The following is an 11931-nucleotide window of genomic DNA, read 5'->3' on the forward strand; positions in this document are numbered from 1 at the left end:
CGGCGATCTGTTCACGCTCGTCCCCGAACTCACCGGCAAGCTGTAAGCTTCCGGCCACACCGCACACACAAAAGGCCCCGCAGAAATGCGGGGCCTTTTCAGTTTTCAGAAGCCCCAGTGTGCTTGTCGGCCTTGCGTTTGCCAAAGCGCATGCCGGTTTCCAGACGGGCACGCAGTTGGGCGTAATAGGCTTCAAGGAAGGCGCGTTCATCGCCTGCACCTGCGCTCCAGCCGATCTTGCGGCAAATGGTCTGGGCCACATCGCGCATGGCCTCTTCGCGGTTTTCGCGCAAAACGCGCTCCAGCGTCTGCAATTCAAACTCGCCATAAACCGCAAGGTCTTCGGTGCTGAAGAGGTACTGGGCGCCGGTTGTTTGCGATTGCCCGCGCGCAGCGTCGCTGACCGACAGGGCCTGTTCCAGCTTGCGTTTGGGCGCTTCGACCACCCACGTTCCGGCAATGAGATCACCGCAACGCAACCGGTCCCGGTTGAAGAACGGGAACAGCACGAAGATCAGGAACCAGACAGCCCCGGCCCAACTTGCCAAGTCCGTGTCGCCGTCGGTGGCCCAGGTGGAAATGATGAACGTGATGGGCATGAACAGTTCGATATCGCGCACCAGATTGCGCGCGATCACCGCCTCTGTCGTCAGCCGCGCGCCGCCTTGGGCGCTGCCACGCGCGGCCACCCGGATGCCGACGATGCGTTTGCCGGGCGTTGCACCGCGCGGCCCCAGTTCAAAGAACAGGAACCAGGCATTGCGGAACAGGAACAGGGCGATGATCCAGATGACGCCCAACGCCTGAACCGCACGGGCCGCCGGGTCTTTTCCGCCATCCAGATTGATCCCGGCGGAATCGGCGATCTTGAACAGGATCACCGTCAGCCCGATCATCGCGCCGACAATCATCGTCAGATCAATCATCAACGCGCCTGCCCGCGCCCCGCGTGAGGCGAGCAGGAAGGGCAGCGGAACACCTTCAGGTGTGGTTACAATCCTGCGGCGCTTCCCATCGAAATCGGGCGGGCTGATTGGCACCGGCTTGCGGCGGGTGGAGAACGATAGCGCCATTACGTCCGCACTCCGCGCCGGAATGCGAAGAAGTATCCGATCCAGAACACCAGCATGAAGCCGCCCACGGTAAACCGCGCAGGCGTGTTATCAACCAGCTGGCGGGCAAAGCCTTCGAGGACGGCTGCGATGATGAGCATCAGCACAACGCCGGTCATCACTTGCGCCGCCCGCCGTCCAGCGGCAGCGGCTGCATCAAGGACCGAGGCATTGCCGGGAAAGGCCATTGCCCGGCCGATGTGCAGGCCCGCAGCGCCCGCCAGCAGGATCGCGAACAGTTCGGTCGTCCCGTGAATGGATAGCCAGCCGATGAAATCGGGCAGCAGGCCTTGGCCATAATAGAGCCACAGCATCGCGCCCAGCAGCGCGGTATTGTGGATCAACAGCAGCATCGTGGGCAAGCCGAAGGCAAAGCCCAAGGCGAAGCACAGGATCGATACTTGCGCATTGTTGCTGAACAGGCTGGCGGCAAACAGGCTCATCCCGTCTTTATCCTGATCGCCAAACAAAGTGCCGCGCAGCACTTCACGGCTGGCGCCGGGTACGCGTTCGTCGGCAAACCCGGCGGAAACCAGCGAATAGTACCAATCGGGGTTGGATTCGACGAGCAGCCAGCCGACCACAGTGCCCGCGACCATCAGCGCCAGCGCGATCAGGATATCGCTGCCCATCGCGCGCACCGATGCGCTCCATTCCCCGCCCAGAAAGCGCTTGAACCACGACCATAACGAGGCGCGCGGGCCATAGACCAGGAACCAGGCGCGCTGGGTCAACGCCTCAAGATAAGCGATCAGCGCGGCATCAAGCGATGTTTCGCGCGCGATGGAAAGGCTGGATGCGGCTGTGCGATACAGCGCGGGCAGGGCGAGCAGATCCGCGTCAGAAATGCGGCGCAGGCGGCCCGCTTCCATTTGCGTGACAATGGCTTCCAGCCGCTTCCATTCGCTTTCGCGCTCCAGCCGGAAACGGTCAGATCGGAGCGCGGCGTGTTCAGCCGCAACCGCTTGTGCAGGCGCTTTGGAAAACCACCCGCCGATCTTCTGCGCGATTGTGGGAGCTGCGGTTGCTGGTGTCATCCGATCCGCCCTTCGCGTTTGACCGCAAGATAGGCATCAAGCAGCCGCGTGCCGATGATGTCATGCGGAGCCTCGATCACGCGCACGCCAAGCTGGCGCAGGCGTTGCAGGACCAAGGTGCGCTGCCGGACAAGCGATGTGGCCGTGACGGCTTGCGCAACGCTGTCCATGTCTTGCACCGGGGCAGCTATGATGCGCGCAAGATCGGCATCGGTCATCACCACGAACAGCACGACATGGCGTTCAACCAGCCGCCCCACGTTTTCGACCATCAGTTCGGCGCTGGTAGGATCGGCAAAATCGGAGAACAGCACGATCAGCGAACGGCGTTGCAACCGCGCGGCCAGCGTTGACAGGGCTAGGGTGAAGTTGGCCTCGCCGGGGTGATAATCCAGCCCGGCGGCGGCACGCTGCAACCGCGCGAAATCGCGGCTTGAGGTGACGAACGGCGTGGCAACTTCGGGCTTTGCGGCAAAGCCGAACAGGGCGACGCGGTCTTGCGCCTTCAACGCGACATAAGCGGTGGTGAGCGCTGCGGTAACGGCACGGTCAATGCGCGGCAGGCCATCGATGGGTTCGCACATCGCCTGTCCGCAATCGAACGCGAAGACGATCTGGTTGTTGCGCTCGACCTCGTATTCCTTGGCATAAAGGCGGGCGTGGCGGGCCGAGCTTTTCCAATCGATCCGGCGGCGGTCCATGCCCGGTTCGTATTCGGCCAGCGCCTCGAAATCGGTGCCCTCGCCGCGAATGCGCCGCGCGATCATGCCGAACTGGGCATCGCGCAGGAAGATTTGCAGCGCAGGGCTGCGCACCGGCGCGATGTTGGGCCAGATTCGCACGGCATTGTCCAACGTGCGGCTGGTCTGGCGGTGGGCAAGGCCAAGCGGGCCGGTCCAGCGCAACCAGACGCGGCTGACAGTGCCGGTGCCGCGCCGGTTGGGATGAATGGTCGCAGTCCCGCTCCACGCGCTGTCCAGCGGGGTGAGGGGCAGCGCAACGCGTCCACCCGGCGCAAGGCGCGGATCGCACTCTAGCGTGGCCTCAGGGCGGCTGCGCGGGCCAGCGCGGGCAAGGTCTGCCAGCACGGTCAGTGTCGCCGCTTCGCCAACTTCGGCATCAGTGGGCGCAATGACGCGCAAATCGGCCAATTCGCCCGCAAACAGCCCGTCCAGCAGCACCAGAATCAGCAAAGCGCCACCCAGCGCAGGCGCGGCAATCCACGCGCCGGGCGCAGCGGCCGCAAGGATCAGCGCGAGGGGGGCAAGCCCTGCGATCAGCAACACCGCAGTCCGCGATGGCAGCAAGGCGGCCGGTCGGTTCAACGCGGGGCTTCCGTGCTTTCCACCAATGTCGCAACAATCGCTTCCACTTGCTTGCCTTCAATCTCGGCCGCAGGGCTGAGTAGCAAGCGGTGGCGCAAAACAGCGGTGGCCAGCGCCTTTACGTCGTCAGGAATCACATAATTGCGCGCATCGAGCGCGGCGCGGGCACGGGCTGCACCTGCCAGCAATACGGCGGCACGCGGCGATGCACCGGCCACCAGGTCGCCGGTTTCGCGGGTGGCCCGCACCAGCCGCACCACGTAATCGACAATCGATTCGGCCAGCGTCACCGCTGCAACCGCGTCACTGGCGCGCGCCAGTTCATCAGAATTGGTGACGGCCACGATGCCCATTTGCGCAGGCTTTGCCGCACCGCGACCCTCGCCATAGCGCGTAACGATGCGCGCTTCTTCTTCTGCCGAAGGGTAATTGACCAGCAATTTGAACAGGAACCGGTCCAATTGCGCTTCGGGCAGGGGGTATACGCCCTGACTTTCGATCGGGTTTTGCGTGGCGACGACCATGAACCTGTCAGACAGCGCATGCGCTTCGCCATCCAGCGTCACGCGGCGCTCCTGCATGGCTTCCAGCAGGGCGGCCTGCGTCTTGGGCGGGGTGCGGTTGATTTCATCGGCGAGCAGCAATTCGTGGAAGATCGGCCCACGCGTCAGGGTGAACTGGCTGGTCTGGAAGTTGAACAGGTTGGAGCCCAGAATATCGCCCGGCATCAGATCCGGCGTGAACTGGATACGCCCGAAATCGAGGCCTAAAGACGCTGCAAGGCATTGCGCCAGAAACGTCTTTGCCGTGCCCGGAGGCCCTTCGAGCAGAACGTGCCCGCCCGCAAACAGCGCGACGAGCAGGTGGTCGAGCACGTCATCCTGTCCGACCACGGCTTTGCCCACTTCGCTGCGGATCCTTGCCGCCAGCGCGCCAAGTTCCTCAAGGGTCATATCGCTCACGTCAGGTCCTTTTCGATCTGGTGCACCACGGCAGCGCGCCGGGTCAGGTCATGGGGTTTGCGCGCGCTGCGCAAATGCGCTGCAGCTGCGGAAAAACGCGGTCCGCCAAGGCCGCGCCGGTCTTGGGCGGCGTCGATCAGCTTCTCTGTGGCTTCGGCGGATTGTCCGCGCGGCAGGCCAAGTGCCAGCGCCAGCCGGTCCCGCACCGCATCGGCATAAGGCGTTGCGACAAGATGGACGCGGCCGGTGCGGCGGATGAGGCCCGCGGCATTGGCCACCAGCGCCGCCTTGCCATTGGCAATCTCCGGCCCGCTTTGCAGTGCAGGGCCAAAGCGGTGCAATGCGCGCCACGCCACCGCCAGCGCCGCCAGCAACAGGCACAACGTTGCGGCCAGAAACGGCGGTTCAAACGCCAGAGTGAGCAGATTGCGGCTTGCGCCAAAGCCGTTGAACGTCATGTCAAATGCGAAAGGCTGGGCGCGATTATCGGCTGCGGCAAGGATAAGGTCGCGTGCCAGCAGGGCGGTTGCCTTGTCGGCAAGACCCCAGTTGTCCAGCAAGTCCGGTTCGAACACCATGACCACGGGATAGCGGTCTTCATCCTCGCCGCCATAATCCGGATCAATCCCGGCAAATTCATTGAGCGCGGGGTAATAGCCATCGTCATCCAGCCAGGCGGCCAGCACTTTGCCGTTGCCTGCGGTGATGATGGGCACCAGCCCCTTGCCCGATCCTGATTCGACCCGCCGGTCATCCGGCAGTGGCCCGCGTCGTGTTCCCACGCGCCAGCCGCCCGCAGGAGGGGACTTGTCGGTGCCGATCTGAACCGCCACATTGTCTGCAAAGCCCTCCCAGTCGGGTGCTATAGTATCAACCACTTGCACCCAGCCACGCTTGGCCTTTGTTGAATTTACGCCCAACGCCAGCCATTTTGGCGTGACCACGATGGTTGGCCCGATGTAGCGCCGGGCTTCGACGACTTTGGCAATTTCCTTGCCCTCTGCGCTGGCAGGAGGCGTCAGAATGAGCAATCCCGGTTGGGTTTCAATGGCCTGACGGTTGCGCTGGCGGATCACGTCGAGGCCTTCCGCCTCAAGCATTTGCGCAATTCCGGCGTATCCGTTGAGGCCGTAGCCGCCAACATGCGCGCCGCCATTGTTGCCACTGCCACCGGTATTATTGCCAAGGAACCACAGCAGGCCAACAAAGGCCAGCGCGCCGATCAGCAGCATCCCGATCACAGTCGAGCGCGGGAAAGGAGACGCAGCGGCGGTCATGGTACAGCCTCAAGCCGTTCGAGCGCGAACTGTGCATAGGCAGCGCGCGCAGCAGACCAATCGCCCGCATCAAGGCGGCGCAGGGCATAGCGGGCGCGTTCCACCAATCCGGCAATCTCGGCAAAGGCATGGCGCGCGCTTTGCGGCAGGGCGGTGATCGCGCCGATTTCACGCGCGGTGCTTGACGGAGAAAGCCAATCGGGCCGCGCTTGAGCAATCTGGCCGATGCTGCGCTGAAGCAGCAAGTGCGCGGCTTCATCAAAACGGCCTTCTGCAGCCAGCCGGTCAGCATCTTCCAGCAAGGCCAAAGCCTCTTCACGCGCGGGCGACCATTCAGGAGTTGCTGTGCGGGGGCGCGCCTTGCGTTGCTGCCACAGTGGCCAAAGCAATGCCCATGCGATCCATACGGTGCCGATGCCAGCACCAAACAGCAAAGCCAATTCAACCCAGCCCCAGCTTGCGCCCAGCAGGCTTCCAAAAGGTGAAAGGAGCCAATCCAGAAAGCGGCCGATTGCCTTCAGCCATTCAGGCGTTACCGGTACGGGATCGGGCGGGACGGGCGCAAACTGGATATCGCCTGCCTCATGCACAGACGCCCACGCCTTTTCAGCCGCCGTCACGTCATTGCTTGCAGTGTTTGCTGTCACAAGCGCACTGGTTGCATGCAGTTGCGCTTGCCGCAAGTGCTACTAACCCCGAATACGCTCCATCGGGTAGGTGCCAAGCATGCGCAGGCGCTTGGCAAAGTACGCAAGCTCTTCAAATGCGCGGTCTACTGCCGGATCGCCGGGTGCGCCGACAATATCTGCGAAAAACTCGGTCGCGGCAAAGCTGGCCCCGCGCTGGTAGCTTTCCAGCTTGGTCATGTTCACGCCATTTGTGGCAAAGCCGCCCAGCGCTTTGTAAAGCGCAGCAGGAATATTGCGCACTTCGAACACGAAGGTGGTCATCGCCGGACCGTCAATCGCTGCGGGGTCCAACGGGGTTCTGGACAGGATGACGAATCGCGTGGTGTTGTCGTGCGCGTCCTCGACATTGTCCTCGATGACTTTCAGGCCATAGAGTTCTGCAGCGATTCGCGGCGCGAGCGCGGCGACTGTGGGATCGCCCAGTTCTGCTACATAGGCCGCAGCGCCCGCCGTATCGGCATAGCTCATCGGCACAATGCCGCGTTCCCGCAGATAGAATCGCGATTGGCCCAGCGCTTGCGGGTGGCTGTAGGCCGCCGTGAAGGGACCATCACCCAGCGCCATCAGGCTGGCGTGAATCTCAAGGAAATGCTCGCCAACAATCGACAATCCGCTTTCGGGCAGCAGGAAATGGATGTCGGCAACGCGGCCATGCTGTGAATTTTCAATCGGGATGATAGCTTGTCCTGCGCGGCCTTCCTTCACCGCATCCAGCGCATCTTCGAACGAAAAGCACGGCAGCGGCAGGCAATCGGGCAGGGCTTCCAATGCCGCGCGGTGCGAATTGGCGCCCGGTGCACCCTGAAAGGACACGGCGCGCGCCGGATCAGCGGCGGCGGCAGCGGCCATTTGTTCGACAAGGACGAGCGCGGGTGCGGGATAACTCTGCATGATGCCAGCGCGATTAAGCCTGTGCGACACCGGCGGCAAGGGCGTGATGCAAGCTTCTTGTCATTTTGCGAGTCAAAGCATCTTGCGCTTGGGCGGGGGGCTGACTAGAGCGTGCCGCAACTCGCGCGGGGGCCGGCAGGGTGTCGGCGTGCGCCATTGGGGTTCGTAAATGGACGACCGTTTCAACACCATCGCTGGATGGGCTTTGTTCGGGGGCATCGTTGCCCTGGGCCTTTCCAGCCTTTCGGGACACTATTTCCTCGCCGATAAGGAACATCGCCCTGAAAAGATGGGCTATGCGATTGAAGGCGTAGAAGAAGAAGCCGCCGCTGGCGGTGAAAAGGAACTGCCTTTGGCAACGCTACTCGCCACCGGCGATGTGGCCAAGGGTGAGGCCGTTTTTGCCAAGTGCAAGGCTTGCCATGTCGCCGCTCAAGGCGGTGCTAACGGCATTGGACCGGCGCTCTATGGCATCGTCGGCAAGCCTGTTGGCAAGTCTGTGGCAGGTTTTGCCTATTCGGCAGATCTTGCAGGGCACGGCGGCAACTGGGACTTTGCCACGCTGGATTCATGGTTGAAGAACCCCAAGGCATTTGCGGCTGGCACCAAGATGTCGTTCGCAGGGCTCGCCAAGGGTGAAGACCGCGCCAACGTGATCCTTTATCTCAACTCGTTGGGTTCAAACCTGCCTTTGCCAGCGGCAGAAGCAGCACCGGCAGCTGAAGCAGCGCCTGCTGATGCAGCGGCGTCTGACGCAGCGGTTGAAGCAGCACCTTCGGAAGCTGCCGCGCAATAATCGTTGCGCATCGCGACACATGCAAAAGGCGCCGGGAGCAATTCCGGCGCCTTTTTGCTGTATTGCCAGCCCTGAATTGGGCTGAAAATCAGGTCAAAAATCAAGCGGGGCAGGCGGTTGCCATGATCGTTTCGCCAAGCGTCTCGGGCTCTACCGCCTCGTAAAGATCGGCGCGGTCATTTGGCACGGCATGGCGCGCGATCACTTTGCCATCGGCGGTGTAATCGGTGGCGGCGGCAATCAGCATGCGGCGGCTGGCGCAATCGTATTGGAACAGGATGATCTTGCGGCCCGCTTCAATCCCGTAAGCGGTCGTGTGATCGAACCCGGCCCAAACCTGACGCACCGTGAAATGGCGTTCTGCACTGGGCGGCAATTCCTGAACCGATTCGGGCCGGACCAGAACTTCGGTACGGTCCTCGGCCACCCCGATGACTTTCCAATCCGCGCTCCAACCTTGTGCCATCGCATCGCCGGAGAAGCCAAGGAGGGCAAGAGGAAGAAGCATTTTGCGGACGGTCATCATCGGGTGGCTCCGGAACATTCGGGTAATGTTTCGATAACCAAATCCGTACACGGCGCGACTACGGGGTTATACGTAAGTCCCGCGATGCGACAGCCGCCGTGGTTAATCCTAACGCCGCCTATTCCGCGCGCCCCTTGAAGCCTTGCGCGATCACGTACCATTCGGACGAATCCTTGCGGCTGGATGGCGGCTTGGCGTGCTTTACCGTGGTGAAGTTCTTTTTCAGGATCGTCAGCAATTCGGCATCGGTCCCGCCGGCAAAGACTTTGGCGATGAATGCCCCGCCCGGTGCCAGCGACGTTATGGCAAAGTCCACCGCCGTTTCCACAAGGCCCATCGTGCGCAAATGGTCGGTCTGTTTGTGGCCCACGGTATTGGCGGCCATGTCGCACACCACAAGGTCAGGCGGGCCATCCAGCGCGCCTTGCAGTGCGGCAGGGGCTTCATCGGCCATGAAGTCCATCTCGAAGATGGTTACGCCTTCAATCGGCTCGGTCGGCAGCAGATCGATGCCCACGACTTTGGCCGATGGCGCCTTCTTGCGCACCACTTGCGCCCAGCCGCCCGGCGCAATGCCAAGATCGACCACGCGTTTGGCATTGCGCAACAGGCTGAACTTTTCGTCCAGCTCGATCAGCTTGAATGCCGCGCGGCTGCGCCAGCCTTCGGCGCGCGCCTGTTTGACATAAGGATCGTTGATCTGGCGCGTCAGCCAACGCGAGGACGATGCCGTGCGCTTCTTCGCGGTGCGCAAGCGCTCGTTCGGGTCTTTGCCGGATCGGCTCATGTCATAAATTCCGTTGTTGGGCAGGCGCGCGGGCGGGTTCGCCACCGCCTGCCATAAGGCTGCGCAAAATGCCCTCGCGAATGCCGCGATCGGCAATGCCAAGACGGTCTGCGGGCCAGATATCAAGGATCGATTCAAGGATGGCGCAGCCTGCCACCACCAGATCAGAGCGTTCGCGCCCGATGCACGGCACGGCCACCCGCTCGGCATAGGACATTTTGGCAAGGCTTTGGCTGATGGCGCGCATCGAATCAGCCGGCACGATCAGCCCGTCCACCGCCCGCCTGTCATACTGCGGCAGTTCCAGGTGCAGGCTGGCCAGCGTGGTAACCGTGCCGCTGGTGCCAAGCAGGCGGATACGTTCTTGCGCCTGCGCCACTTCACGCATCGGCGTCACCCGCTGTGAAAAGTCGGCAAAGCCTTCATCCACACGGCGGCGCATTTCGGCATAAGCCTCGGCGCGCGCTTCGGGGCTATCGGCAATCGGGCCGACGCTTTCGGTGAGCGACACCACGCCCCACGGCGCGGATTGCCAATCCAGGATGCGCGGCACGGTCTCACCCGTTTCCACCAGCACCATCTCGGTCGATCCGCCGCCGATATCAAAGATCATCGCCGGGCCATCGCCCTGTTCCAGCAGGATGTGGCATCCCAGAACCGCCAGGCGTGCTTCTTCCTGCGCGGTGATGATGTTCAGGCGGATGCCGGTTTCCTCGCGCACCCGTTCAATGAATGCCGCGCCGTTGGTGGCGCGGCGACAAGCCTCGGTCGCCACTGAACGCGCCAGATGGACGTTGCGTTTGCGCAACTTGTCGGCGCACACATGCAGCGCGGCCAGCGCGCGGTCCATCGCCTCGTCCGAAAGCCGTCCGGTCTGCGCCAAACCCTCACCCAACCGCACCACGCGGCTGAATGCGTCAATCACCACAAAGTGTTCACCCGAAGGCCGCGCGATCAGCAATCGGCAATTGTTCGTGCCAAGGTCAATCGCGGCATAGGCCTGTCGGTGGTGGGGCAGGGGCTTTTGCCACGTGGTCACCCGTTCGGGCGCAATTGCAGGATTGCCGGTTTCCACGACACGCGCAGGCGCTTGCGCAGCCTCTTGCGATAGGTCCACCCTTGGCGGGGGCGGGCTGATCGTGCCAGCCGATGTGGGCGGGAGGCTGCTCCCGGCATTGTTGCGGCTCGGTCGGGACTTGCTCCGTCCCTTCTTCCGGCTGCTCTTGTTTTTACCGGCTTTGCCTTTGCCGGTTTTAGAATTGCCGGCCTTGTGATCGCCGGGTTGCACGCCTTGCCCATTGGCTGGCGGAAGGTATTCCGCCATGATTCGAATTCGCTTATGTTTTCCCGCGCTGCATGATGCCTGCCGGGTACTTGGGCCCAATGCTAGCGATGCCGCGCCTTGCCCGCAAGGCCAGCGCCCAAAAATGCCGTCTCACCTTCTTGACTCATGGTTTTGCGCCGCCTAGTTGCGCACCCACGCTGCCCCGTCGTCTAATGGTAAGACACCGGTTTCTGATACCGTTTATCGAGGTTCGAGTCCTCGCGGGGCATCCACTTCCTTTTTCTTCCCTGACAAATTGTGGCCAATTTTGTGGCCCCCTTGCGCTTTTGCGCGGTTGGCCCGACTTATGGGGCATGACAGAAGAAGAAAAGCAGCACGATCTCACCAAGCGCAAATTCTATAAGGCCGAGCAGGAAGCCGGTTTTGCAGACAGTCAGCCCAAAACCACCCCTCAGCAGCAAGACCCGTCCTATCGGCTGGCGTTCCGCGATACAGACTTCCTGTTGCGTGAAGAATTGCGGCCGGTGCGGTTCCAGCTGGAATTGCTCAAGCCCGACATGTTGCTGGATGAGGCGGGCATCGGTTCAACCTTCGTCATCTATGGTTCGGCGCGCATACCTTCGCCCGATCAGGCCGAGGCCGCGCTGGCAGTGGCGACGACGCCTGAAAAGAAGGCCGTGGTTGAGCGGCTGGTCGCCAAGGCGCAATACTATGAAGAAGCGCGCAAATTGGCCCATCGCGCCAGCAGTTGCGGTGTGGTTGAAGATGGCAAACGCCAATTTGTTATCTGTTCGGGCGGTGGTCCGTCAATCATGGAAGCGGCCAATCGCGGTGCGCAGGAAGCGGGCGCGGAATCCATCGGGCTGAACATTGTCCTGCCGCATGAACAGGCACCCAACAGCTATGTCACGCCGCATCTGTCGTTCCAGTTCCACTACTTCGCGCTGCGCAAGATGCATTTCCTGCTGCGCGCCCGCGCCGTGGCAGTGTTTCCCGGCGGGTTTGGCACGTTCGATGAATTTTTCGAACTGCTGACCCTGATCCAGACCGGCAAGATGAAGCCGATTCCCATCCTGCTGTTCGGCAAGGATTACTGGAACCGCGTGATCAACTTCCAGGCGCTGGCCGAAGAAGGCGTGATCAATTTCGAAGATCTGGAATTGTTTACGCCAGTGGAATCAGCCGACGAGGCATGGGCCCATGTCGTGAAGTTCTACGATCTTGGCTGCGGATAATGGACCCGG

12 protein-coding genes and 1 tRNA gene are annotated in these 11931 nt (G+C 62.2%); 3 read left to right on the top strand and 10 right to left on the bottom strand.

The genetic code is table 11. The annotated features are described in order from the left end of the window. Nucleotides 1-98: 98 nt before the first annotated feature. The 7 genes from B7Y89_RS15090 to B7Y89_RS15120 are packed head-to-tail and all read right to left on the bottom strand — an operon-like array spanning nucleotide 99 to nucleotide 7293. On the bottom strand, nucleotides 99-1073 hold the full coding sequence (locus B7Y89_RS15090; protein ID WP_292939327.1) for an RDD family protein: 975 nt from the start codon (nucleotides 1071-1073) through the stop codon (nucleotides 99-101). Beyond that, entirely contained in the window at nucleotides 1073-2149 is a 1077-nt protein-coding gene (locus B7Y89_RS15095) for a stage II sporulation protein M (protein ID WP_292939328.1), read from the bottom strand. The genes B7Y89_RS15090 and B7Y89_RS15095 overlap by 1 nt, the downstream gene beginning before the upstream one ends. Next, nucleotides 2146-3474 (bottom strand): DUF58 domain-containing protein, encoded by a 1329-nt coding sequence (locus tag B7Y89_RS15100; protein ID WP_292939329.1) that lies wholly within the window; start codon nucleotides 3472-3474, stop codon nucleotides 2146-2148. Before B7Y89_RS15100 ends, B7Y89_RS15095 begins: the two co-directional genes overlap by 4 nt. Next, the gene (locus tag B7Y89_RS15105) at nucleotides 3471-4427 is read right to left on the bottom strand and encodes a MoxR family ATPase (RefSeq protein WP_292939373.1); all 957 of its coding nucleotides are present in this window, start codon (nucleotides 4425-4427) and stop codon (nucleotides 3471-3473) included. Before B7Y89_RS15105 ends, B7Y89_RS15100 begins: the two co-directional genes overlap by 4 nt. 5 nt (nucleotides 4428-4432) lie before the next feature. Then, the gene (locus B7Y89_RS15110; protein ID WP_292939330.1) at nucleotides 4433-5713 is read right to left on the bottom strand and encodes a DUF4350 domain-containing protein; all 1281 of its coding nucleotides are present in this window, start codon (nucleotides 5711-5713) and stop codon (nucleotides 4433-4435) included. After that, nucleotides 5710-6360, bottom strand: a complete 651-nt coding sequence (locus tag B7Y89_RS15115) for a DUF4129 domain-containing protein (protein ID WP_292939331.1) — start codon at nucleotides 6358-6360, stop codon at nucleotides 5710-5712. The genes B7Y89_RS15110 and B7Y89_RS15115 overlap by 4 nt, the downstream gene beginning before the upstream one ends. Before the next feature lie 42 nt (nucleotides 6361-6402). Further along, the gene (locus B7Y89_RS15120; protein ID WP_292939332.1) at nucleotides 6403-7293 is read right to left on the bottom strand and encodes a prephenate dehydratase; all 891 of its coding nucleotides are present in this window, start codon (nucleotides 7291-7293) and stop codon (nucleotides 6403-6405) included. A 169-nt stretch (nucleotides 7294-7462) separates the two neighbouring features. Here B7Y89_RS15120 and B7Y89_RS15125 point away from each other — a divergent pair, with 169 nt between their 5' ends. Continuing rightward, a complete protein-coding gene (locus B7Y89_RS15125) occupies nucleotides 7463-8089 on the top strand; it encodes a cytochrome c family protein (RefSeq protein WP_292939333.1) in 627 nt (208 codons plus the stop codon). A gap of 100 nt (nucleotides 8090-8189) precedes the next feature. Here B7Y89_RS15125 and B7Y89_RS15130 read toward each other — a convergent pair whose 3' ends face one another. From B7Y89_RS15130 to B7Y89_RS15140, 3 genes are all read right to left on the bottom strand, one after another. Beyond that, entirely contained in the window at nucleotides 8190-8615 is a 426-nt protein-coding gene (locus B7Y89_RS15130) for a surface-adhesin E family protein (protein WP_292939334.1), read from the bottom strand. Nucleotides 8616-8733: 118 nt separating this feature from the next. Next, nucleotides 8734-9402, bottom strand: a complete 669-nt coding sequence (locus tag B7Y89_RS15135; RefSeq protein ID WP_292939335.1) for an RlmE family RNA methyltransferase — start codon at nucleotides 9400-9402, stop codon at nucleotides 8734-8736. 1 nt (nucleotide 9403) lies between these two features. After that, the gene (locus B7Y89_RS15140) at nucleotides 9404-10726 is read right to left on the bottom strand and encodes a Ppx/GppA phosphatase family protein (RefSeq protein ID WP_292939336.1); all 1323 of its coding nucleotides are present in this window, start codon (nucleotides 10724-10726) and stop codon (nucleotides 9404-9406) included. Between the two features lie 159 nt (nucleotides 10727-10885). Here B7Y89_RS15140 and B7Y89_RS15145 point away from each other — a divergent pair. After that, nucleotides 10886-10959: transfer RNA gene (locus tag B7Y89_RS15145), tRNA-Gln, on the top strand. Nucleotides 10960-11040: 81 nt separating this feature from the next. Beyond that, complete coding sequence (locus tag B7Y89_RS15150) at nucleotides 11041-11922, top strand: LOG family protein (protein ID WP_292939337.1); 882 nt, start codon at nucleotides 11041-11043, stop codon at nucleotides 11920-11922. The last annotated feature ends 9 nt before the right edge of the window (nucleotides 11923-11931 follow it).

It is taken from the genome of Novosphingobium sp. 32-60-15, assembly GCF_002280675.1.
In the GTDB taxonomy this organism is placed as follows: domain Bacteria; phylum Pseudomonadota; class Alphaproteobacteria; order Sphingomonadales; family Sphingomonadaceae; genus Novosphingobium.

Coding starts and splice junctions, on each gene's coding strand:
- B7Y89_RS15090 (WP_292939327.1), bottom strand. CDS start 1,073: ATGGCGCTATCGTTCTCCACCCGCCGCAAGCCGGTGCCAATCAGCCCG.
- B7Y89_RS15095 (WP_292939328.1), bottom strand. CDS start 2,149: ATGACACCAGCAACCGCAGCTCCCACAATCGCGCAGAAGATCGGCGGG.
- B7Y89_RS15105 (WP_292939373.1), bottom strand. CDS start 4,427: ATGACCCTTGAGGAACTTGGCGCGCTGGCGGCAAGGATCCGCAGCGAA.
- B7Y89_RS15110 (WP_292939330.1), bottom strand. CDS start 5,713: ATGACCGCCGCTGCGTCTCCTTTCCCGCGCTCGACTGTGATCGGGATG.
- B7Y89_RS15120 (WP_292939332.1), bottom strand. CDS start 7,293: ATGCAGAGTTATCCCGCACCCGCGCTCGTCCTTGTCGAACAAATGGCC.
- B7Y89_RS15125 (WP_292939333.1), top strand. CDS start 7,463: ATGGACGACCGTTTCAACACCATCGCTGGATGGGCTTTGTTCGGGGGC.
- B7Y89_RS15130 (WP_292939334.1), bottom strand. CDS start 8,615: ATGATGACCGTCCGCAAAATGCTTCTTCCTCTTGCCCTCCTTGGCTTC.
- B7Y89_RS15135 (WP_292939335.1), bottom strand. CDS start 9,402: ATGAGCCGATCCGGCAAAGACCCGAACGAGCGCTTGCGCACCGCGAAG.
- B7Y89_RS15140 (WP_292939336.1), bottom strand. CDS start 10,726: ATGGCGGAATACCTTCCGCCAGCCAATGGGCAAGGCGTGCAACCCGGC.
- B7Y89_RS15150 (WP_292939337.1), top strand. CDS start 11,041: ATGACAGAAGAAGAAAAGCAGCACGATCTCACCAAGCGCAAATTCTAT.